This is a genomic window from Burkholderia sp. FERM BP-3421, from assembly GCF_028657905.1.
Lineage (GTDB): Bacteria > Pseudomonadota > Gammaproteobacteria > Burkholderiales > Burkholderiaceae > Burkholderia.
This window is the reverse complement of record NZ_CP117781.1, coordinates 1,189,643-1,212,624: the sequence shown is the minus strand read 5'-3', so window position 1 is coordinate 1,212,624 and position 22,982 is coordinate 1,189,643. Positions and strand designations below refer to the sequence as shown.

Annotated in this window: 13 protein-coding genes; 3 read left to right on the top strand and 10 right to left on the bottom strand. The window is 66.3% G+C overall.

Features of this window, described 5'->3' with window-relative positions; all coding sequences use genetic code 11:
* Window positions 1-23: 23 nt before the first annotated feature.
* On the bottom strand, window positions 24-707 hold the full coding sequence (locus tag Bsp3421_RS08340; protein ID WP_273997954.1) for a glutathione S-transferase family protein: 684 nt from the start codon (window positions 705-707) through the stop codon (window positions 24-26).
* Entirely contained in the window at window positions 704-1,177 is a 474-nt protein-coding gene (locus Bsp3421_RS08335) for a VOC family protein (protein WP_273997953.1), read from the bottom strand. The genes Bsp3421_RS08340 and Bsp3421_RS08335 overlap by 4 nt, the downstream gene beginning before the upstream one ends.
* Before the next feature lie 284 nt (window positions 1,178-1,461).
* On the opposite strand from Bsp3421_RS08335, the gene Bsp3421_RS08330 reads away from it, so the two are divergent.
* Window positions 1,462-1,902, top strand: a complete 441-nt coding sequence (locus Bsp3421_RS08330; RefSeq protein WP_273997951.1) for a GNAT family N-acetyltransferase — start codon at window positions 1,462-1,464, stop codon at window positions 1,900-1,902.
* Window positions 1,903-1,922: 20 nt separating this feature from the next.
* Here the strand turns inward: Bsp3421_RS08330 and Bsp3421_RS08325 are convergent, their stop codons facing one another.
* The 5 genes from Bsp3421_RS08325 to Bsp3421_RS08305 all read right to left on the bottom strand — a co-directional run bounded on the left by Bsp3421_RS08325 (window position 1,923) and on the right by Bsp3421_RS08305 (window position 7,781).
* Window positions 1,923-2,426: a DUF523 domain-containing protein gene (locus Bsp3421_RS08325; RefSeq protein ID WP_273997950.1), complete on the bottom strand. Its 504-nt coding sequence runs from the start codon at window positions 2,424-2,426 to the stop codon at window positions 1,923-1,925.
* A gap of 145 nt (window positions 2,427-2,571) precedes the next feature.
* Complete coding sequence (locus tag Bsp3421_RS08320) at window positions 2,572-2,823, bottom strand: hypothetical protein (protein WP_273997948.1); 252 nt, start codon at window positions 2,821-2,823, stop codon at window positions 2,572-2,574.
* Between the two features lie 90 nt (window positions 2,824-2,913).
* A complete protein-coding gene (locus Bsp3421_RS08315) occupies window positions 2,914-5,136 on the bottom strand; it encodes an amylo-alpha-1,6-glucosidase (protein ID WP_273997947.1) in 2,223 nt (740 codons plus the stop codon).
* Window positions 5,137-5,401: 265 nt separating this feature from the next.
* Window positions 5,402-6,598 carry a zinc metallochaperone GTPase ZigA gene (gene zigA, locus Bsp3421_RS08310; RefSeq protein WP_273997945.1) on the bottom strand — a complete coding sequence of 399 codons (1,197 nt, stop codon included), beginning with the start codon at window positions 6,596-6,598 and terminating at the stop codon, window positions 5,402-5,404.
* 148 nt (window positions 6,599-6,746) lie between these two features.
* Window positions 6,747-7,781, bottom strand: a complete 1,035-nt coding sequence (locus Bsp3421_RS08305; protein ID WP_273997944.1) for a rod shape-determining protein — start codon at window positions 7,779-7,781, stop codon at window positions 6,747-6,749.
* Between the two features lie 299 nt (window positions 7,782-8,080).
* Between Bsp3421_RS08305 and Bsp3421_RS08300 the strand changes: the two genes are divergently transcribed.
* A complete protein-coding gene (locus Bsp3421_RS08300) occupies window positions 8,081-10,531 on the top strand; it encodes a patatin-like phospholipase family protein (protein WP_443111483.1) in 2,451 nt (816 codons plus the stop codon).
* 60 nt (window positions 10,532-10,591) lie between these two features.
* Here the strand turns inward: Bsp3421_RS08300 and Bsp3421_RS08295 are convergent, their stop codons facing one another.
* Both Bsp3421_RS08295 and Bsp3421_RS08290 read right to left on the bottom strand, forming a co-directional pair.
* Window positions 10,592-11,707, bottom strand: coding sequence for an ATP-binding protein (locus Bsp3421_RS08295; protein WP_273997943.1), 1,116 nt, complete (start codon window positions 11,705-11,707; stop codon window positions 10,592-10,594).
* A gap of 216 nt (window positions 11,708-11,923) precedes the next feature.
* A complete protein-coding gene (locus Bsp3421_RS08290) occupies window positions 11,924-12,631 on the bottom strand; it encodes a response regulator (protein WP_252987566.1) in 708 nt (235 codons plus the stop codon).
* Window positions 12,632-13,385: 754 nt separating this feature from the next.
* On the opposite strand from Bsp3421_RS08290, the gene Bsp3421_RS08285 reads away from it, so the two are divergent.
* A complete protein-coding gene (locus Bsp3421_RS08285; RefSeq protein ID WP_273998316.1) occupies window positions 13,386-14,300 on the top strand; it encodes a glutaminase in 915 nt (304 codons plus the stop codon).
* A 492-nt stretch (window positions 14,301-14,792) separates the two neighbouring features.
* Here Bsp3421_RS08285 and Bsp3421_RS08275 read toward each other — a convergent pair whose 3' ends face one another.
* On the bottom strand, window positions 14,793-22,670 hold the full coding sequence (locus tag Bsp3421_RS08275) for a YadA-like family protein (RefSeq protein ID WP_443111497.1): 7,878 nt from the start codon (window positions 22,668-22,670) through the stop codon (window positions 14,793-14,795).
* Between the last annotated feature and the right edge of the window lie 312 nt (window positions 22,671-22,982).

Genomic DNA, 22,982 nt, shown 5'->3' with positions numbered 1-22,982 from the left:
CTGTCTCCTGGTTCGAAAACCGCTCAATCGCGCTCGGGCGCGCCGAGCGGAAACAACGGCCGGTAAGGACGCGCCTCGTCCACCGCGCGCGCGAACGACGGCCGCGCGAGCAGGCGGCGCCGGTACGCGAGCAGATGCCCGAACGACGGATCGATCCGGTGCGTCCAATCAGCATAGAACAGGAACGGCGCGGCGCCGCAGTCCGCGAGACTGAACCGCGCGCCCGCCGCCCATTCGCGATCCGCCATCCGCGCATCGAGCCACGCGTACGCGGTATCGAGCATCGCGCGCGCGTCGGCGACGCCGCGCGGGTCGCGCGCCTCGGGCGGACGCAGGCAGTCGAACACGATCTTCTGCTGCGGCGTCGACACGTAGTTGTCGAGGAAACGATCGAGCGCGCGCACGTCGAGCGCGTCCGCCGGCGCGTCGGGCAAGAGCCGCACCGGCCCCGGATGGTGGAGCCCGAGATGTTCGATGATGATCGTCGCCTCGACGACGGTGCGGCCGCCGTCGACCAGCACCGGCATGCGCTTGAGCGGCCACAGCGCGGCCCAGGCCGCGAGCGTGTCCGGATCGTCCTGCGACAGCAGCCGAAGCGTGAACGGCGTGCCGTTCTCGTAAAGAGCGACCAGCACCTTCTGGCAGTACGACGAGAACGGATGCGCGTACAGCGTCAGGCCCGTCGCGCCGGCGTCGCGGCCGTTCACGAGCGCGCCGCCATCTGCGCCATCCCGGCCCGGATCTCGTCGGCGCTCAGGTCGCGCTGATGCGTCGCGACCGACCACGCGTGGCCGAACGGGTCCCGCAGCTGGCCGTAGCGGTCGCCCCAGAACATGTCGGTGACGGGCATCGTGACGGTCGCGCCCGCCTCCACGGCCTGCGCGAACACCCGGTCGACATCCTCGACGTACAGGTGCAGGAACACCGGCGAACCCTTGAGCGCATGCGGATCGCGCACGCCGCAGCCCTCCATGCTGTCGGCGAGCATCAGCACCGAATTGCCGATCCGCAACGAGGCATGCATCAAGCGGCCGCCTTGCGGCGCGTCGAGCCGGCTCAGCTCGACCGCGCCGAACGCGCGCACGTAAAACGCGATCGCGTCGGCGGCGCCGTCGCAGATCAGGTGGGGGGTCAGCGTATGCATCCCTTCCGGGATGGGTTTGACGGAACTGGACATGGCAGGGCTCCTGACGGGAGGAAGTAAGCGGTTCACGAATCGAACGCGCCGCGCGGCGGCGCGTTCTCTCCTACGACGCGCGGCGCGGGCGCGAATCGACATGCGCGCCGATATTTTTTTGCGCCGCCGTCCACTGCGCTTGTCAGTCTGGTCCCGGCACGCTACGTTATCCTCAGTTTTTGTTGGCAACCATGTGGATATCCTGCGCATGCGGCCGCCAAGTCATTGAACTGACACACTTTTCCCGAAACCCGCCCGGCCCGGGCACGCGCCCCGCCTCTCCGATGCCCGAAGCCACCGTCACGCTGCGTCCGGCGACCGAAGCCGATCTCCCGTTCCTGCTCGCGCTGCGCGAGGCAACCATGACCGAGCACCTGCTGCGCGCGGGCGAGCCGACCGACTCCGCGAGCCACGCCGCGCGGGTGCGCGCGCGGCTCGACGACGCGCAGATCGTATGCCTCGACGGCGCGCCGGCCGGCCTGCTGAAGGCGTACCGCGAGCCGGACAGTTGGGTGGTGATGCAGATTCAGATCCTGCCCGCGCATCAGCGGCAGGGCGTCGGCGCGCGCGTGCTGCGCCGCGTGCTCGACGAAGCGGACCGGCAGCGCGTGCCGGTCTCGCTGAAGGTGCTCAAGGGCAATCCCGCGCAGCGGCTCTACGAACGGCTCGGTTTCCGGATCGCCGCCGAGGTCGACGCCGAGTACCTGCTCACGCGCCCCGCCTGAACGGCGCGGGCCGCGCCCGCTCAGCCGGCGGCGTCGCGCTGCAAGTGCGCGGCGAGCGTCTCGATGTCGTGCTGCGCGTACACCGCGATGCCGTGCCGCGCGAGCAGCGCCGCCGTTACGCCCGCGCCGCCGTGGCGACGGCCGCTGAACGAACCGTCGTAGATCGCGCGGCTGCCGCACGATGGGCTCGCATCGGTCAGCAGCGCATGACGGCAACCGTGTTCACGCGCCAGCGCGAGCGCCGCCCGCGCACCGGCGACGAACGCCTCGGTCACGTCGTGACGCGCCAGGTCGACGACCCGCGCGACGCCGTCCAGCACCGCGTCGCCCGAGGCCGCGCGCTGGATCTCGGCGGGCGGGCGCGGCGTCGGCATGCCGCCCGCCCACTCCGGACAGATCGGCACGAGCCGGTTCTCGGCCTGCCATTGCGCGAGCAGCGGATGGCGCAGCGTCTTCGGGGAACCGTCGTAGCGGACCGGCGCGCCCAGCAGGCACGCGCTGACCAGAATGCGGGGAGGTGTCATCGGGGGAGGCTCCGGGGCGCGCGGCCCCGGTTATCAACAGTTTTTGTTAACAAGCATGTGGATATCCTGCGCACGCGCGCGGCAACGCATTGAATCCAAACGGGATTGCCGCCGCGCCCTCGGGCGGGGCAACGGCGGCGCCGGCTCAGTGCCGGTCGAGCGTGGCCTTCAGTTCGCTCGCCTTGTCGCGCAGCGCCTCGTAGCCGGAGCGCGCGTGCTCGGGCAGGTCGGGATCGCCGATCAGCGCGCCGAGCGTCTCGACCAGGCTGAACAGGATGCCCTTCGCCGCGCCGGCCGCGATGCGCTGCGACGCCAGCGATTCATGCAGATGATCGACCGCGGCCTCGAGCTGTTCGAGGCGCGCCGGATCGCGGTCGGGCTGCGGGTCGTTCGACATGGTGAAGTCTCCTGGTTCGGGTGGGCGCGAGGCTGCGCGATACCGCCATTCTAGGCCCGGGGTCGCAAACGCGGGCCGGCCTGGCGCAAGCTACAGCGCCGCGACCACGCGCGCGCGCCCTTCGGCGGACGCCACCACCTTGCCGTCGACCCGCCGGAAGGTCAGCGACACGCTCTCGTCGCCGACCCGCAGGCCGTCGAGCTGCAGCCAGTCGACCCCTTCGGGCAGCGCCGGCCGCTCGACCCGCACCTCGCCGCGCGCCGCGTCCACGCTGACGCCCAGGCACGCCTGCAGCATCATGAACGGCGCGCCGGCCGCCCACGCCTGCGGCAGGCATGCGACCGGATACGCGGTGGGCGGCTCGCCGCGCCGGCGCGGGAAGCCGCAGAACAGCTCCGGCAGGCGCATGTCGAAGCTCACCGCCGCCTCGAACAGCGCGCGCAGCAGATCGATCGCGGCGCGCTTGTCGCCGTAGCGCGCGAGGCCGCGCGCGGCGAGCGCATTGTCGTGCGGCCACACCGAGCCGTTGTGATACGCCATCGGATTGAAGCGCGGCTGGCCGGCGGCGAGCGTGCGCACGCCCCAGCCGGTCTGGAACAGCGCCGAGCCGAGCACGCGCGCGACCGCCTCGCCGCGCGCCGGCTCCGGCAGGCCGAACGCCAGCAGGTGCCCCACATTCGACGCCAGCACCCGGCACAGCTCGCCGTGCCCGTCGAGCGCGATCCCGTAGAAATCCGCCTCGGGCATCCAGAACAGCGTCTCGACCTGCTCGCGCAAGGTGCGCGCGCGCTGCGTGTAGCGCACCGCGTCGGCCGTGTGGCCGCGCCGCTGCGCGAACCCGGCCATCGCGTCGAACGCGGCGCAGGCGTAGGCCTGCACCTCGACCAGCGCGATCGGCCCGTCCGGGAAGCGCCCGTCGGCGTGGAACACGGAATCGTGGCTGTCCTTCCAGCCCTGGTTCGCGAGCCCGCGTTCGGAGGTGCGCTGGTAATCGAGCAGCCCGTGCGGATTGCGGTCGCACACGCGCATCACCCACTGCGCGGCCCGTTCGAGCGCGGGCCAGAGCTCGTCGATCAGCGCGTGGTCGCCGGTGTGCTCCAGATAGGCGCCCGCGAGCACGATGAACAGCGGCGTGGTGTCCACGCCGCCGTAGTACAGCGCGAACGGCACCTCGCCCGTGGCCGCCATCTCGCTGCGGCGGAACTCATGCATGATCTTGCCCGGCTCGGCGTCGTGGAACGCCGAGGTCTCGCGCGCCTGATGCGCGGCGAGAAAGCGCAGCACCCCGCGCGCGAGCGACGGCTGCAGCCACAGCATCTGCAACGAGGTGACCACCGCGTCGCGGCCGAACGGCGTCGAGAACCACGGAATGCCCGCGTACGGATACGGGCCGGTGTCGAGCTGCGTCGTCAGCAGCCCGAGGTCGGCGAGCGAGCGGTCGAGCCATGCGTTGAACAGCGGATTGCTGGTGCGCACCCGCGCCATCGCGCGCCGCCGCTCGCGCATCGCGCGGTGCACCCGCACCAGCGCCTTGCGCAGCGCCGGCCGTCCGCCCGTTTCGGCCGGCCGCGCGGCGGCCGTCGCGCCCGCCGCGCCGACCCGCGCCTCGACCGTCAGATAGATCGACACGCAAGCCTGCGCCGCGATGCGCAGCGTGTAGTCGGCGCGGTCGGGAGAGAGCGCGTCCGGCTCCGGCGAGAAACGGATCCGCACCGTGCGCTCGACCTCGTCGAGCCCGACATAGCCCAGCCGCACCGCGCCCGCGTCGACGCACGGCGGCGCGATCGCGCCATGCCGCTCGCGCGCGGTGCCGCGCACCTCGAACATGTCCTTGAAATCCGCGCCGAACGAGATCGACAGCGGCACCTCGGCGTCGCTCGTGCCGTAGTTGGTCAGCGTGAGCCCGTCGTACAGCACGTTGTCTTCCAGCACCCGCATCCGCTCGATGTGGATCACGCCCTCCGGCGTCTCGTGCCCGCCCAGCGGCGGCAACGGGCGATTGGTCAGATGCGCGGTGAAGGAGGCGTTGTCGGCGCTGGTCGCGCCCGACAGCAGCGACGGCGCACGGCCGCCGAACGTGAGCCGCCACTGCGACAGCACCCGCATGTCGTCGACGAACAGGCCGTCGTCGTGACCGCCGATGTCGCCGAGCGCGTCACAGACCACGAACGCGTCGCCGGACTTCAGCACGAACTGGCTGCCGCGCACCGGCTTCTGCGTATCGGGCTCGGGCGCGATGAACAAGGGCGCGGCCGGCTTGAGGTCGGCCTGCGCGGCGGGGGAGGAAGAATCGGCGGCGGGACTGCTGGGCATTGCGGCTCCTGTCCGGTGGCGGCGCGCGACCTGCGCGCCCGGTCCGCACAGCATAGGGCAGAACCCGGGCGGCGCGCAGCGACGCCCGGGTGACGCAGTGCGGCAAACCGCGTGGGTGGCGCTTCGCGCGTCGCCGCCGGGCCGTCGAGACGCCGTTGATCTTGATGGTCCGAGCCGCCCGCCCCGACGGGCATGCAGCCCGATCCCTCGATCCCGCCAACCCCAGGTCACCGACCTCCCATCCGCGCGGGCGGGCGCCGCGCGCTCAGGCCGGACGGCGCCAATCCGGAAACGGATCGTCGCCGCCGCGCCACGCGGATTCCGGCAGCGCCAGTTCCGCGTCGCTGAGCAGGCAGGCGTCGAACGCCGCGCGCAGCGCCGCCTCGTCCATCCCGGTGCCGATCAGCACCAGTTCCTGCTGCCGATCGCCGAACCGGTCGTCCCAGCGGCCGCGGATCTGCGCGAGCGCGTCCGGATCGCGCGGCCACGCCTCTTCCGGCACGGCCGCCCACCAGCTGCCGGCGCGCCCGTGCCGGGAAATCGCCCCGGCCTGCGACCATTCGCCGACCGCCTCCGGCCGGGACGCAATCCAGAAATAGCCCTTCGAGCGCACCACGCCCGGCCATTCGCGCTGGATCCAGTCGTGCAGCCGGCGCGGATGGAACGGCCGCCGGGCGCGGTACACGAAGCTCGTGATGCCGTATTGTTCGCTCTCCGGAATATGTTCGCCGCGCATTTCCTTCAACCAGCCCGGCGCCAGCGCCGCCGCCTGGAAATCGAAGCGGCCGGTGTCGAGCACCTCGTCGACCGGCACCGCGCCGAACCGGCTCTCGACGATCCGCGCCCGCGCGTTCAGCGCGCGCAGCACGCCCTTCAGGCGCGCCAGCTCGTCCGCCGTCACGAGGTCGGTCTTGTTGAGCACGATCACGTCGCAGAACTCGACCTGCTCGGTCAGCAGGTCGACCACCCTGCGCGTATCCGCGTCGCCCATCGATTCGCCGCGGTCGGCGATGAAGTCGTGCGAGCCGTAGTCGCGTGCGAAATGGAACGCGTCGACGACCGTGACCAGGGTGTCGAGCCGCGCGACGTCGGACAGGCTGCGCCCCGCCTCGTCGCGAAACGTGAAGGTCTCCGCCACCGGCAAGGGCTCGGAGATGCCGGTCGACTCGATCAGCAGGTAATCGAAGCGCTGCTCGCGCGCGAGCCGCCCGATCTCGACCAACAGGTCCTCGCGCAGCGTGCAGCAGATGCAGCCGTTGCTCATCTCGACCAGCCGCTCGTCGACCTGCGACAGCGCGCTGCCGCCGTCGCGGATCAGACGCGCATCGATGTTGACTTCCGACATGTCGTTGACGATCACGGCGACCCGCCGCCCTTCGCGATTGTTCAGCACGTGATTGAGCAGCGTGGTCTTGCCCGCGCCGAGAAAGCCGGACAGCACGGTGACGGGAAGCTGTTGCATGGGGACGGCCCTCGTGTGGCGAGGCGCGGCGGCAAACGGCTGGCCTCGAATCGAAATGATATAACATATCATTTCGATCGCGCTCGACGGGCCTCGGATATCAGCGCCGCGCGGCGCATCGCCCCGGCGGGCGGCCGGGGCCGGCCCGTCAGGCCTCCGCCTCGGTCTGCAGGCGCCCCATCGCCTGACCCGCGCCGCGCACCGCGCAGCTGAGCGGCTCGTCGGCCACGCGCACCAGGAGCCCGGTTTCGTCGTACAGCCGCTTGCCGAGGTTCGCGAGCAGCGCGCCGCCGCCCGTCAGCACCACGCCCCGGTGCGCGATATCGGTGATCAGCTCCGGCGGCGCATTCTCGAGCGCCCCCTTGACCGCGCCCACCACCTGCTTGAGCGGCGCCGCGAGCGCGTCGGCGATGTCGTGGTTGGTCAGCTCAATGGTGCGCGGCAGCCCGTCCTCGACGCTGCGCCCGACGGCATGCATCGATTCGCGCGGCACGCCGTAGCTCGCCGTGCCGATGATCTTCTTCACGTGCTCGGCCGTTTGCTCGCCGAGCAGCACGCCATAGAGGTTGCGCACATGATTGACGATCGCCGCGTCGAACTGATCGCCGCCCACCCGGATCGCTTCCTGGTAAACCACGCCGCCGAGCGCGATCACGGCGACCTCGGTCGTGCCGCCGCCGATATCGACCACCATCGACCCGACCGCGTCCGTCACCGGCAGCCCGGCGCCCAACGCCGCCGCCAGCGATTCGCCGATCAGCGTGACCTTGGAGGCGCCCGCCGCCGCGGCCGCCTCGCGGATCGCGCGCCGCTCGACCGCCGTGGCGTTCGACGGCACGCAGATCGTGAACTCCGCGCGCCGGCCGAACAGCGCGCGCGTGCGCGACATGTCGATGAACTGACGCATCATCTGCTCGGCCGCGTTGTAGTTTGCGATCACGCCGTGGCGCAGCGGCCGCACCGCCTGCAGATGCTCGGGCGAGCGGCCGAGCAGCGCCTTCGCCTGGTCGCCGACGGCCTCGACGCGCGCCTTGTCGACCGCGCCGCCGGGCTTGCGGAAACACACCACGGACGGCTGGTTCAGCACCACGCCGCGATTGTGGACATAGATGAGCGTACTCGCGGTGCCCAGGTCTACCGCGATGTTGTGCGCGAACAGCCTTCCGAGAAGGGGGGTCGACATGATGAAGCCTCTACGGACGAACGAACCGGTGGAAGGTCTATGCGGGGGACGCCGGGTCGTCGTAACACCGGTCTCTCGCGCCGGACGGCGACTGTTAAGCGCTTAGCGGCAGCATGCACCAATACTTTAGGTGATTTCGAATATTTTCCCCAAAATATTGGCGACGGTTCGCTCATCCCCGTCCACAGTCTGTCACGGAGATTTTGTTGGTTCTTTCCGGCTCAAAACACGGTAACCTTGCGGTTTTGCACGAATTCCCGACCGCCTCGCGGTTGTCCGACCACCCCCGAACCACAACGATGACGGTGCACGCCCCACGCGGTCGGCAGAATCCTCGCGCCGGCAAGCGCTTCGCCGCCGTCCTGTTCTGCTGCGCAACAGCATTCCCTGCCCTCGCCCAGCCGCTGCCGCCCGTCGCGGCGTCCGAGCCGGCGTCCGTGCCGATTCCGATGCCCGCCCCCGCGGCCGCGGCGGTCCCCGTGCCGACGACGAACGTCTCCTGCTCCCCGGACGGCGGCCCGGCGAACCGGCCGCCGATCGGCCTCGTGCTGTCGGGCGGCGGTGCGCGCGGCTATGCGCACCTGGGGGTGCTGAAGGTGCTCGAGGACAACCGCATCCCGGTCGACTGCATCGCCGCGACCAGCATGGGCGCCGTGGTCGGCGGCCTGTATGCGAGCGGCATGCATGCGGCGGAGATGGAAAAGCGCCTGTCGCAGATCAACCTCGCGGACATCGCATTCGACGTGACCAACCGCGCGGATCTCCCGCAGTCGCAGCGCGAGGACGAACAGGTCTATGCCGATGCGCTGACGATCGGCTTCGGCACGAAGGGTGTCAAGACGCCGGCCGGGCTCGTGCAGGGCAACCGCCTGCAGGCGCTGCTCGCGAACTGGACGGCGGCCGTGCCGGCCAACCAGCCGTTCGACCAGCTGCCGATCCCGTACCGCGCGATCGCGACCGACCTGCGCACCGGCCAGATGGTCGTGCTCGACCACGGCTCGCTGCCGCTCGCGATCCGCGCGAGCATGGCATTGCCCGGCCTGTTCGCGCCCGCCGATATCGACGGCCGCACGCTGGTCGACGGCGGGCTCGTCAGCAACCTGCCGGTGGACACGGCGCGCGCGATGGGCGCGAAGGTCGTGATCGCGGTCGACATCGGCTCGCAGCTGCGGCCGCTCGACGCGCTCGCGTCGCCCGCCGACGTGATGCAGCAGATGATCGGGATTCTGATCCGGCAGAACGTGTCGGCCCAGCGCGCGCAGCTCGGCGCCGACGACGTGCTGCTGCAGCCGGCGCTCGGCGCGCTGAGCTTCACCGATTTCCAGACCGCATCGCAGGCAATCTCGGCAGGCGCGGCGGCCGCCACGGCCGCGCTGCCCAAGCTGCTGCAATACCAGCTGACGCCCGAGCAGTACGCGGCCTATGAGGCCGCGCACACGCTGCCGCCACAGGAGCCGGTGCGCATCACCTCGATCGACGTCCGCATGAACGGTCCGGTGCCGAAACGGGTCGTCACCGACGCGCTGCACATCCACCCCGGCGACATCTACGACGCGAAGTCGGTCAGCCAGGACCTGCTCACGCTGACGACGAGCGGCAATTTCGAGAGCGTCTCGCAGCAGGTGGTCAACGACGGCGACAGCCACAAACTCGTGATCGACGCGCGCGAGAAGTACTGGGGGCCGAACTTCCTGCTGTTCGGGCTGGGCGTGTCGAGCAGCTCCAGCGACGTCGGCGGGTTCCGCCTGCACGTCGGCTACCGGCGGCCGTGGCTCACTCAGTCCGGGCTCGAATTCCGCGCCGACACAACGCTCGGCAGCGACCTGCAATCGGCCCACGTCGATCTGCGCCAGCCGCTGACCGAACGCGGCGGCTACTACGTCGCGCCGTATGCTGAAATAGAGCGCCGCTACGCGAACCTCTACGACGACAGCGGCGAGGTCAAGGTCAACCAGTACCGGCTGCGCACGCAACGGGTCGGCATCGACTTCGGCGTGCCGATCGGGCGTCTCGGCGACTTCCGCGTCGGGCTCGCCTACGCACACGGCACCGCCGCGCCGAATTTCGTCGCGCCGATCGGCGTGTACGACGCCGCCACCGACGACAGCGACCTGATCTTCTTTAACCCGTATCCGAACATTACGTCGCAGGCCCTGACTGCGCGCGCGCGGCTCGTGATCGACCAGCTCGACGATCATCTGTTCCCGCGTCGCGGCTACTTCACGGAGGTTCGCGTCGAGCGTTCGCTCGCCACCAGCACCACGACGACCTACGATCTCTTCGGCTCGGATACGGACAACACGCCCTATACCGAGGTGCGCGGCAAAGCGATGATCGCCCAGCAGTTCGGACGCCACAGCATCAGTGCGGGCATCGAGGCCGGCAAGACCTTCGGCGGCGGCACCCAGAATGCCTTCAACAGCTTCGACTTCACGCTGGGCGGCTTCCAGCACCTGGCCGCCTACGCGGCGGACCAGTTGAACGGCGACGCGCTCGTCTACGGGCAGGTCACCTATATGAATCAGCTGATGACGTTCAACGCGTCGCCGATCAAAGCGCTGTATCTGGGCGCGAGCGCGGAGATCGGCAATGTCTGGTCGAGCGGCGCGCGAGTGGGCGGCGGCGCGCTCAAGCAGAGCTACACGCTCTTCACCAGCCTCACGACGTCGTTCGGGCCGCTCTACATCGGGATCGCGCTCGCGCCGGCCGGCCGCCGCAACCTGTACTTCCAGCTGGGCCGGACGTATTGACGACTGGCGCGACAGGCCGCGTGCGGTGCGCGGCGTGCGGCGGGTGCTGCCCGCCGCCGCTCACACCGGCCAGCTGATCTCGAAGCGCGCGCCCGGCAGCACGCGCGGGTCGACCACCGCGATCCGCCCGTTGTGCGCATGCAGCACCTGACGCGTGATCGCGAGCCCGAGCCCGTAACCCGCGGTATGACGATCGAGCCGCACGAAGGCCTCGAAGATCCGGTCGCGTTGCGCTTCCGGCACGCCCTGGCCGTCGTCCTCGACATAGATCTCGATGTTGCCGTGGCGCATCTCGATGCCGACGACGATCCGCGACTGCGCGTACTTGCTCGCATTGCGCAGCAGGTTGCGCATCGCGTACGACATCAGCCGCTTGTCCATGCGCACGCGCAGCTCGCGCGCGATGCCGATCCGCGACTCGATGGCGATGTTCGCGTACAGCAGCGCCGCGTCGTTGACCTGGTTCTCGAACCACGCGGCGAGGACCGTCTGTTCCAGGTTCGACTGCAGCGAGCTGTATTCGAGCCGCGCGTAGGTCAGGCTCATGTCGATCAGCTCGTCCAGCTCGGTGACGTCCTGCGCGATGCTGTCGAGCGCGTTCTGGTAGTCCCGCGCCGAGCCCGGCTCGCGCAGGATCTCCAGCGCGAAGCGCACCCGCGCGAGCGGCGTGCGCAGCTCGTGCGAAATGCCGTTGGTCAGGTCGCGCTGCGCGGCGATCAGCCGCTCCATGCGCATCGCGAGCGCGTTCAGCGTGCGCGCGAGCGGCCCGATGATCACGCTGTGCGACTCGCGCGCGCGGGTGTTGAAGCGCCCGCCGCTGAAATCGATCGCGCGCTCGCGCACCATCACGAGATCCGACCACACGGGCCGCATCCACCGGTACGCGGCCAGCGCCGGCGTCACCGCGACGAACAGGAAGATCAGCAGCGCGCCGCCCGGCAGCGTCTCATAGGCACGCCACACCACGCGGGGCGTCAGCACGACGCACAGCGCGAGCACCGGCACCAGCGTCGTCAGCAGCACCACGCCGATCAGGTGCAGGTAGGTCCGCACGTACAGACGCGACCAGCTCGGGATCCGGTCGGCCCGCATGTCGGTCCACGAGCGGCGGAAGTTCAGCCAGCGCCACTTGCAGTAGCGCAGCGGGGAAAGACGAGGGGCGTGGCTGCTGTTCATGGTCTTGGGCGGGCGGGCATCCGGAACGGCGGGGAGGAGCGGGACGACGGCGCGATGCCGGGCGCGAACCCGGCACGGAAGGACGCAAAAAGCGGAATTATTGAATGATAGACATCAATTCGCGGCAATGATGTCAACTTACCTGCCAACTGTGTCGATTTATGTAACGACGCGGCGCGGGCCAGCCGCGCGGCCCGGCCGCCGGCCATCCCCGCTTTACTCCCAGGCGTGCTTGCTGAACTGGTAGCCCTTGCTGCGGATCGTCTTGATGCGCTGCGGGCTGCCCGCATCGTCGCGCAGCTTGCGGCGCAGCTTCGAGATTCGGCCGTCGATCGTGCGGTCCAGCCCGTCGAACTCCACGCCGCGCAGTTGCAGCATCAGGTCGTCGCGGCTCACCACCTCGCCCGCGTGGCACACCAGCGCCCACAGCAGGTCGAACTCGGCGGAGGTCAGGTCCGGCGTGCTGCCGTCGGGCAGCCGCACCGTCCGGTTCGCGCGGTTGATCGAAAACTTGCCGAACGTATAGCTCTCGGGCTGCGCCGCCGTCTCCGCCTGGCGCACCGGCGCGCGGCGCAGCTGGGCCTTGATCCGGGCGAGCAGGATGCGCGGCTCGACCGGCTTGTGCACATAGTCGTCCGCGCCGAATTCGAGGCCCAGCAGTTCGTCGAACTGCTCGTCGCGCGCGGTCACCATGATGATCACGCCATCGTAGTGCTCGCGCGCCTCCCGGCAAATCTCGAAACCATCCTTGCCGGGCAGGTTCACGTCGAGGATCACGAGGTCCGGCTGGCCGCTCAGGATCGCGGGCACGGCCTCGTCGCCGTGCAGCACGGTCTCGACTTCATAGTCATGTTTGCGCAGGTAGCCCGCGATCAGCGTCGACAGACGATTGTCGTCCTCGACGAGAAGAATCCGGAAAGGCATGGGCGGTCGGTCGATACAGGCAAGAGTTCAACAAAAACAACGGGACGCAACGCCCATTGGGCATTCTGATGATCGGCGTAATATCCCGAAATATTTCGCATGATACGCGTGGCCGGTGCCGCCGCGCATACATTCCGCGAAAAAGGGGGTGGGATAGAACACAAAAATCGACTGAGACTATCTCATTTTTGATCCTCGCCTGCCGGCGGATTTTGGGCGGAAACCGCGTCCGGAACGCGGCAAATGATGGGGACGGAACATCGACCGCCCGGGCGGGAGGCCCGCCGGGCGGGATTGGGCGCTATCCGCATGCGACGCACGATCGCGGCCCGACGTCTCGAAACAGATGCCGCGACGGACGGTCGCGGCTGGATCCCTCCGGCCGGAAACGCGACGTGTTGCACAATTTTCCTTGCCGGCGGGCGGGCGCCGGGACGACGAGGCGCGCCACCGCGCGCGACGCGGTCCGTCGGGATGACGTCGGGGCCCGCCCCGCTCGGCCGTCGCTCGCCTCCCCTCGCGCCGCGCCGGCCGGCCCTTGCCCAGCACGGCTGACGGGCCGGGCGGCTGTAGTATCATGCGGTCGTTTTCGAGATGCGGGTTGCCGCCCGCGCGGCGCGGCGGCCTCGACCGCCGCACCCCGTCTCGATCGCGGCCTCCGGCCCACGCTCCCGCCGCATCCGTTCGCGGACAAGGGCGTGCCGCCGGTCCGCCTCCGCTACGCCCCGTTGATTTCGCCTGCATGACCGCCGATCTGAATTACCAGTTGATCCTCGAACGCATCCACGCTGAACTCGCGCCCTGGATCGGCGCGGGCCGCGTCGCCGACTACATCCCCGAACTCGCGAAGGTGCCCGCCGATCGTTTCGGCATGGCGATCGTCACGCTCGACGGCGGGGTCCACACGGTCGGCGCGGCGCGCGAGCGCTTCTCGATCCAGAGCATCTCGAAGCTGTTCGCCTGCACGCTCGCCTTCCAGCTGCTCGGCGACGAGCTATGGGACCGGGTCGGCCGCGAGCCGTCGGGCAACGCGTTCAATTCGCTCGTGCAGCTCGAAAGCGAGCGCGGCAAGCCGCGCAATCCCTTCATCAACGCGGGCGCGCTGGTGGTCACCGACGTGCTCGCACGCCGCTTCGTGCGGGCCGAGACGGCGCTCGTGGAGTTCGTGCGGCGGCTGATCGGCGTCACCGACATCGACTACGACTCGCGCGTCGCGCAATCGGAATTGCAGCACGCGGAGCGCAATCGCGCGATGGCGCACTTCATGGCGAGCTTCGGCAACATGCAGATGCCGCCCGAGGTGGTGGTCGACGCGTACTGCCGGCAATGCGCGATCACGATGAACTGCGTCGAGCTGGCGCAGGCCGCGTTGTTCCTCGCGAATGGCGGCGTCGCGCCGGTCACCGGCGAGCGGATCATCGACGCGAGTTCCGCGAAGCGGCTGTCCGCGTTGATGCTGACCTGCGGCACGTATGACGCGGCGGGAGACTTCGTCTACCGCGTCGGGCTGCCGGCGAAGAGCGGCGTGGGCGGCGGGATCGTCGCGGTGCTGCCCGGGGAGATGGCGGTGTGCGTGTGGTCGCCGGGGCTCGATTCGAATGGGAATTCGCTGGCGGGGACGTTGGCGCTGGAGTGGTTGACGACATATTCGGGGCGGTCGATTTTTTGAGGCGGCGAAATTGAGCCCGCCTCATTTGGCGCAACGGCGGCAGATTGATATCAACGCGCATTGGCGCGCTCAATGTGGAACTCGTTCATCGGCAGCAATCGACCCAACGCAGCCCCGGCCTTGCCCGGTAGCGGCCATTTCGGAAGGGGCGACGAAGTTGCTCACGTCCGACGTGCGTCGCTTCTCACATCGTCCGGCACGCCACGCCCTCCCCACTCCATCCAGAGAACCGAAATACCAGACAAAGGGCGCCGATGATGGATCGCATACCTTCTACCACGCGCTGGCTCGGCGGAAACAGCGGCACAACCAAACCGCGCTGCAAATGATGTCCGGCGGAAACCGATAGCCCTTGAACGACACGAGTGCCTTGGCCGACGGCAGCACAGAGACCTCATGCCCCATGATATTTCCGACTTCGACGGCAACCTGACGATACCTATTCGCTATATGCGATGCATCGCATATAGCGAATCCCGACCGGACCTCGGCTTACCATTGGTACCCTCCACCTACCACCACACCGTATGCGCCTCGCGTATTCGTGGTGACAGCGCCCTTATACACCCAGTGCCCATTCTCTGAGACCCTGGAAAGTCCAAGCGCCTGGCCCGATTGACCGCGATAAACACTACCGGCCAACGCCACCATGTTCATCCCGGGACGCGTCGGTTGAGGCAGGCCGGCCACTGCCATTGCAGCCGCTGCCCCGCCATCCGCGTCTTTCTCTACCGAACTGATGTTGTTTTGAAGGCTCTGAACTTGACTGTTCGTGTAGTTGTTTGCCTGATTCAACGTATTGTTCGCACTGGCGTTGAGTTGCTGAAGGTTCACGGCATCGGTCGGCTGAGTACCCGGCGCAACGTTGATGATCTGGCGCTGCTGCGTATCGCTGCCGACCGATACCACGTTCTGACGGCCGCCGTCCGTCGAGTTCGCGCCGATCGCCACCGAGTTCGAGCCGGCGGTGACCTTCGGCACATCGCTGCCGGTTCCGTTCATGTCGGCAGCAATGCTGCCGTTGTTCGCCGAACGGGCGTTGTTGTTGTTGTTGTTGTTGTTGTTGTTGATCGTCGTCGACAGCGAGTTCAGCGTGTTGTTGATGTTCGTCACGCCGGACGACAGCGAAGCCACGTTGCTGTTCGTCGCGCTCAGGCCGGTGGACAGCGAGCCGATGCCGGTGGAGGTCGACGTCGACAGCGAGTTGACGTTGCTGTTGGTCGCACTCAGGCTTGTCGACAGCGAGCTGACCGCGGTCGAGGTCGAGGTGGACAGCGACGATACCGAGCTGTTCGTCGTGCTCAGGCCGGTGGACAGCGAGTTGATGCCCGTCGACAGCGACGCGACGTTCGACGCGGTGGACGTCGACAGCGCGTTGACCGCGTTGTTCGTCGCGTTGAGCTGGCTGCCGTTGATCGCATCCGTGCTCGTGGCCGAGATCTGACCGGCGGCGACGTTCGTGACCTGACGCTCCTGGCCCGGTGCCCCGACGCTGACCACGCCGGCCGGCGTGCTGCCCGCGAAGAAATACGTGACTCCGCCGATCGTGGCGCTCGACGTCGGGTTCGCGGCGCTCGTGACCGAGTTCGCGCCGAGTGCGATCGAATTGGCAACGTTCGCGGTGGCGTTCGAACCGAATGCAAGTGCGTTGGCGGCGCTTGCCGTGGCGCTCGAGCCGTAGGCCTGGGCGCCGACAGCGCTGGCCGTGGACTGATTGCCCAGTACGATCGTGTTGTCCGCGGTGGCCTGGTTCGAGCTGCCGAGGGCGAGCGCGCTGGCGCCGTTGGCCGTATTCGCGTTGCCGAGCGCGACTGCGCCGTTACCGGTCGCCGTGTCGTTCGCGCCCATCGCTAGCGCGCCGGTACCCGTCGCGACGCTCGGGTCGCCGATCGCCACCGCGCCGTCGCCACTTGCCGTATTGCCGGAGCCGATCGACACGGCCGTGCCGCCCGTTGCCGATGCGTTCTGGCCGATCGCGACCGCGCCTGCCGACTGCGCGTTCGAACCGTTGCCGACCGCGACGCTGCTGGCGCCCGCCGCGCTGGCGTTCACGCCGGTGGCGAGGGCGTTGATGCCCGTGGCGCCGTCGTTGTTGTAGTTGGCCTGCTGCGTGCCGCCATCGTTGACGCTGAAGTAATGCGTCTTCACGGCATTGATCGCGGTCGACGTCGAGGTGGACAGCGACGATACCGAGCTGTTCGTGGTGCTCAGGCCGGTGGACAGTGAGCCGATGCCGGTTGACGTCGATGTCGACAGCGACACGATCGTGCTGTTGGTCGACGACAGGCCGGTGGACAGCGAGCTGATGCCGGTCGACGTCGAGGTGGACAGCGACGTGACCGTGCTGTTCGTCGTCGACAAGCCGGTCGACAGCGACGAAATACCGGTCGACGTCGAAGTGGACAGCGATGTGATCGAGCTGTTCGCCGACGACAGGCCCGTCGAGGTTGAAGTCGACAATGACGTGACCGTGCTGTTCGTTGTCGACAAGCCCGTCGACAGCGACGAAATACCGGTCGACGTCGAAGTGGACAGCGACGTGATCGAACTGTTCGCCGACGACAGGCCCGTCGACGTCGACGTCGACAACGACGTGACCGTGCTGTTCGTCGTGGATATGCCCGTCGACAGCGACGAAATACCGGTTGACGTCGATGTGGACAGCGACGTGATCGAACTGTTCGCCGACGACAGGCCCGTCGACGTCGACGTCGACAACGACGTGACCGTGCTGTTCGTCGTCGACAAACCCGTCGACAGCGACGAAATACCAGTCGACGTCGAAGTGGACAGCGACGTGATCGAGCTGTTCGCCGACGACAAGCCCGTCGACGTCGACGTCGACAACGACGTGACCGTGCTATTCGTCGTGGACAAGCCCGTCGACAGCGACGAAATACCAGTCGACGTCGAAGTGGACAGCGATACGATCGAGCTGTTCGCCGACGACAAGCCCGTCGACGTCGACGTCGACAACGACGTGACCGTGCTGTTCGTCGTCGACAAGCCCGTCGACAGCGACGAAATACCGGTTGACGTCGAAGTGGACAGCGATGTGATCGAGCTGTTCGCCGACGACAAGCCCGTCGACGTCGACGTCGACAACGACGTGACCGTGCTGTTCGTCGTCGACAAGCCCGTCGACAGCGACGAGATGCCGGTCGACGTCGACGTCGACAACGATGTGACCGCGCTGTTCGTCGTCGACAAGCCCGTCGACAGCGACGAAATACCGGTCGACGTCGAAGTGGACAGCGACGTGACCGTGCTGTTCGCCGACGACAAGCCCGTCGACAGCGACGAGATACCGGTCGACGTCGAGGTCGACAAGCTGTTGATCGCCGTGTTCGTTGCGAACAATTGTGATCCATTGATCGCGTCCGTGCTCGTGGCCGTCACCTGCCCCGCAGCCACGTTCGTGATCTGACGTTCCGAACCCGCAGCACCCACGCTCACCACGCTCGTCGGATTCGTCCCCGCGTAGTTGTACGTCGCGCCTCCGATCGTACCCGTCGCCGTCGGGTTCGACGCAGCCGTCACCGAACCACTCCCCAGCGCCACATCGCCGGCATTGTTCGCCACTGCGTTCGGGCCGATCGCCACACTGTTCGCTCCCAGCGCTTGACTGTCAGACGCAGAAGAGTTGGCGTGGAAGTACTTGATTCCCTGGCTGTTGATATTGTCGATCGCTGAACCGACATTGTTGGCCGTACTTGTCGTTCCGTTCGCGTTGTACGTCGTATAGGCAGGGGCGCTGATCGTTCCCGTCGCCGGATTGTAGGCTGCGCCCCCACCCAGTGCCGAAGCCGTGCTGCTGCCCAGATTGTTCGTTACGGTGGACAAGGAAACAATCGAACTGGTCGCCGCGGACAAGCCGGTCGACAGCGACGAAATGCCGGTTGACGTCGAGGTGGACAGCGACGTGATCGAGCTGTTCGTCGTCGACAAGCCCGTCGACGTTGAAGTCGACAACGACGTGACCGTGCTGTTCGTCGTCGACAAGCCCGTCGACGTCGAGGTGGACAGCGATGTAATCGAACTATTCGCCGACGACAGGCCCGTCGACGTCGAAGTGGACAGCGACGTAATCGAACTATTCGCCGACGACAAGCCCGTCGACGTCGATGTCGACAACGACGTGACCGTGCTGTTCGTCGTCGACAAGCCCGTCGACAGCGACGAAATACCGGTTGACGTCGAAGTGGACAACGACGTGATCGAGCTGTTCGCCGACGACAGACCCGTCGACGTCGATGTCGACAACGACGTGACCGTGCTATTCGTTGTCGACAAACCCGTCGACAGCGACGAAATACCGGTTGACGTCGAAGTGGACAGCGACGTGATCGAACTGTTCGCCGACGACAGGCCCGTCGACGTCGACGTCGACAACGACGTGACCGTGCTGTTCGTCGTCGACAAGCCCGTCGACGTCGAGGTGGACAGCGATGTAATCGAACTATTCGCCGACGACAGGCCCGTCGACGTTGAAGTCGACAACGACGTGACCGTGCTGTCCGTCGTCGACAAGCCAGTCGACAGCGACGAAATACCAGTCGACGTCGAAGTGGACAGCGACGTGATCGAGCTGTTCGCCGACGACAGGCCCGTCGACGTCGACGTCGATAACGACGTGACCGTGCTGTTCGTCGTCGACAAGCCCGTCGACAACGACGAAATACCGGTTGACGTCGAAGTGGACAGCGATGTGACCGTGCTGTCCGTCGTCGACAAACCGGTCGACAGCGACGAAATACCGGTTGACGTCGAGGTAGACAGCGACGTGATCGAGCTATTCGCCGACGACAGGCCCGTCGACGTCGATGTCGACAACGACGTGACCGTGCTGTCCGTCGTCGACAAGCCGGTCGACAGCGACGAAATACCGGTTGACGTCGAAGTGGACAGCGATGTGATCGAGCTATTCGCCGACGACAGACCTGTCGATGTCGACGTCGACAACGACGTGACCGTGCTGTTCGTCGTCGACAAGCCGGTCGACAGCGACGAAATACCAGTCGACGTCGAAGTGGACAGCGACGTGATCGATCTGTTCGCCGACGACAGGCCCGTCGACGTCGATGTCGACAACGACGTGACCGTGCTATTCGTCGTCGACAAGCCCGTCGACAACGACGAAATACCGGTTGACGTCGAAGTGGACAGCGATGTGATCGAGCTATTCGCCGACGATAAGCCCGTCGACGTTGAAGTGGACAACGACGTGATCGATCTGTTCGCCGACGACAGGCCCGTCGACGTCGACGTCGACAACGACGTGACCGTGCTATTCGTCGTCGACAAGCCCGTCGACAACGACGAAATACCGGTTGACGTCGAGGTGGACAGCGACGTGATCGAGCTGTTCGCCGACGACAGGCCTGTCGACGTTGAAGTCGACAACGACGTGATCGAACTATTTGCCGACGATAAGCCCGTCGATGTCGAAGTGGACAACGACGTGACCGTGCTGTTCGTCGTCGACAAGCCCGTCGACAGCGACGAAATACCGGTTGACGTCGAAGTGGACAGCGACGTGATCGTGCTGTCCGTCGTCGACAAGCCGGTCGACAGCGACGAAATACCAGTCGACGTCGAAGTGGACAGCGACGTGATCGAGCTGTTCGCCGACGACAGGCCCGTCGACGTCGATGTCGACAACGACGTGACCGTGCTGTTCGTCGTCGACAAGCCCGTCGACAGCGACGAAATACCGGTTGACGTCGAAGTGGACAGCGACGTGACCGTGCTGTCCGTCGTCGACAAACCGGTCGACAGCGACGAAATACCGGTTGACGTCGAGGTAGACAGCGACGTGATCGAGCTATTCGCCGACGACAGGCCCGTCGAGACCGTGCTGTCCGTCGTCGACAAGCCGGTCGACAGCGACGAAATACCGGTTGACGTCGAAGTGGACAGCGATGTGATCGATCTGTTCGCCGACGACAGGCCCGTCGACGTCGATGTCGACAACGACGTGACCGTGCTGTTCGTCGTCGACAAGCCCGTCGACAACGACGAAATACCGGTCGACGTCGAAGTGGACAGCGACGTGACCGTGCTGTCCGTCGTCGACAAGCCGGTCGACAGCGACGAAATACCGGTTGACGTCGAAGTGGACAGCGATGTGATCGAGCTATTCGCCGACGACAGACCTGTCGATGTCGACGTCGACAACGACGTGACCGTGCTGTTCGTCGTCGACAAGCCGGTCGACAGCGACGAAATACCAGTCGACGTCGAAGTGGACAGCGACGTGATCGAGCTGTTCGCCGACGACAGGCCCGTCGACGTCGATGTCGACAACGACGTGACCGTGCTATTCGTCGTCGACAAGCCCGTCGACAACGACGAAATACCGGTTGACGTCGAAGTGGACAGCGACGTGACCGTGCTGTCCGTCGTCGACAAACCGGTCGACAGCGACGAAATACCAGTCGACGTCGAAGTGGACAGCGACGTGATCGAACTGTTCGCCGACGACAGGCCCGTCGACGTCGATGTCGACAACGACGTGACCGTGCTGTCCGTCGTCGACAAGCCGGTCGACAGCGACGAAATACCGGTTGACGTCGAGGTAGACAGCGACGTGATCGAGCTATTCGCCGACGACAAGCCCGTCGATGTCGAAGTGGACAACGACGTGACCGTGCTGTCCGTCGTCGACAAGCCCGTCGAGGTCGAAGTCGACAACGACGTGACGGCGCTGTTCGTCGTGGACAAGCCCGTCGACAGCGATGAAATGCCGGTTGACGTCGAAGTGGACAGCGATGTGATCGAACTGTTCGCCGACGACAGACCCGTCGACGTCGATGTCGACAACGACGTGACCGTGCTATTCGTTGTCGACAAGCCCGTCGACAGCGATGAAATGCCGGTTGACGTCGAAGTGGACAGCGATGTGATCGATCTGTTCGCCGACGACAAGCCCGTCGACGTCGACGTCGACAACGACGTGACCGTGCTATTCGTCGTCGACAAACCTGTCGATGTCGACGTCGACAGCGACGAAATGCCGGTTGACGTCGAGGTGGACAGCGACGTGATCGAGCTGTTCGCCGACGACAAGCCCGTCGACGTTGAAGTCGACAACGACGTGACCGTGCTGTTCGTCGTCGACAAGCCCGTCGACAACGACGAGATACCGGTTGACGTCGAAGTGGACAACGACGTAATCGAACTATTCGCTGACGACAAGCCCGTCGAGGTCGAAGTCGACAACGACGTAACCGTGCTATTCGTCGTGGACAAACCCGTCGACAGCGACGAAATGCCGGTTGACGTCGAAGTGGACAGCGACGTGATCGAACTGTTCGCCGACGACAGACCCGTCGACGTCGATGTCGACAACGACGTGATCGAACTATTCGCCGACGACAGGCCCGTCGATGTCGAAGTCGACAGCGACGTAACAGTGCTGTTCGTCGTGGACAAGCCCGTCGACAGCGATGAAATGCCGGTCGACGTCGAAGTGGACAGCGATGTGATCGAACTGTTCGCCGACGACAAGCCCGTCGACGTCGACGTCGACAACGACGTGACCGTGCTGTTCGTCGTGGACAAGCCCGTCGACAGCGATGAAATGCCGGTTGACGTCGAAGTGGACAACGACGTAATCGAACTATTCGCCGACGACAAGCCCGTCGAGGTCGAAGTCGACAACGACGTAACCGTGCTATTCGTCGTGGACAAACCCGTCGACAGCGACGAAATGCCGGTTGACGTCGAAGTGGACAGCGACGTGATCGAACTGTTCGCCGACGACAGACCCGTCGACGTCGATGTCGACAACGACGTGATCGAACTATTCGCCGACGACAGGCCCGTCGATGTCGAAGTCGACAGCGACGTAACAGTGCTGTTCGTCGTGGACAAGCCCGTCGACAGCGATGAAATGCCGGTCGACGTCGAAGTGGACAACGACGTAATCGAACTATTCGCCGACGACAAGCCCGTCGACGTCGACGTCGACAACGACGTGACCGTGCTGTTCGTCGTGGACAAGCCCGTCGACAGCGATGAAATGCCGGTTGACGTCGAAGTGGACAACGACGTAATCGAACTATTCGCCGACGACAAGCCCGTCGACGTTGAAGTCGACAACGACGTAACCGTGCTATTCGTCGTGGACAAACCCGTCGACAGCGACGAAATGCCGGTTGACGTCGATGTCGACAACGACGTGATCGAACTATTCGCCGACGACAGGCCCGTCGATGTCGACGTCGATAGCGACGTAACAGTGCTGTTCGTCGTGGACAAGCCCGTCGACAGCGATGAAATTCCGGTCGACGTCGAAGTGGACAGCGATGTGATCGAACTGTTCGCCGACGACAAGCCCGTCGACGTCGACGTCGACAACGACGTCACGGTGCTGTTCGTCGTGGATAAGCCCGTCGACAGCGATGAAATCCCGGTTGACGTCGAAGTGGACAGCGACGTGATCGAACTATTCGCCGACGACAAGCCCGTCGATGTCGACGTCGACAACGACGTAACAGTGCTGTTCGTCGTGGACAAGCCCGTCGACAGCGACGAAATACCGGTTGACGTCGAAGTGGACAACGACGTGATCGAACTATTCGCCGACGACAAACCCGTCGATGTCGACGTCGACAACGACGTAACAGTGCTGTTCGTCGTCGACAAGCCCGTCGACAGCGACGAAATACCGGTTGACGT

Bases quoted from the DNA above. Each gene is read 5' to 3' on its own strand.
- Bsp3421_RS08325 (WP_273997950.1), bottom strand. From the start codon at position 2,426: ATGACACCTCCCCGCATTCTGGTCAGCGCGTGCCTGCTGGGCGCGCCG.
- Bsp3421_RS08300 (WP_443111483.1), top strand. From the start codon at position 8,081: ATGACGGTGCACGCCCCACGCGGTCGGCAGAATCCTCGCGCCGGCAAG.
- Bsp3421_RS08305 (WP_273997944.1), bottom strand. From the start codon at position 7,781: ATGTCGACCCCCCTTCTCGGAAGGCTGTTCGCGCACAACATCGCGGTA.
- zigA (WP_273997945.1), bottom strand. From the start codon at position 6,598: ATGCAACAGCTTCCCGTCACCGTGCTGTCCGGCTTTCTCGGCGCGGGC.
- Bsp3421_RS08320 (WP_273997948.1), bottom strand. From the start codon at position 2,823: ATGTCGAACGACCCGCAGCCCGACCGCGATCCGGCGCGCCTCGAACAG.
- Bsp3421_RS08335 (WP_273997953.1), bottom strand. From the start codon at position 1,177: ATGTCCAGTTCCGTCAAACCCATCCCGGAAGGGATGCATACGCTGACC.
- Bsp3421_RS08290 (WP_252987566.1), bottom strand. From the start codon at position 12,631: ATGCCTTTCCGGATTCTTCTCGTCGAGGACGACAATCGTCTGTCGACG.
- Bsp3421_RS08330 (WP_273997951.1), top strand. From the start codon at position 1,462: ATGCCCGAAGCCACCGTCACGCTGCGTCCGGCGACCGAAGCCGATCTC.
- Bsp3421_RS08295 (WP_273997943.1), bottom strand. From the start codon at position 11,707: ATGAACAGCAGCCACGCCCCTCGTCTTTCCCCGCTGCGCTACTGCAAG.
- Bsp3421_RS08315 (WP_273997947.1), bottom strand. From the start codon at position 5,136: ATGCCCAGCAGTCCCGCCGCCGATTCTTCCTCCCCCGCCGCGCAGGCC.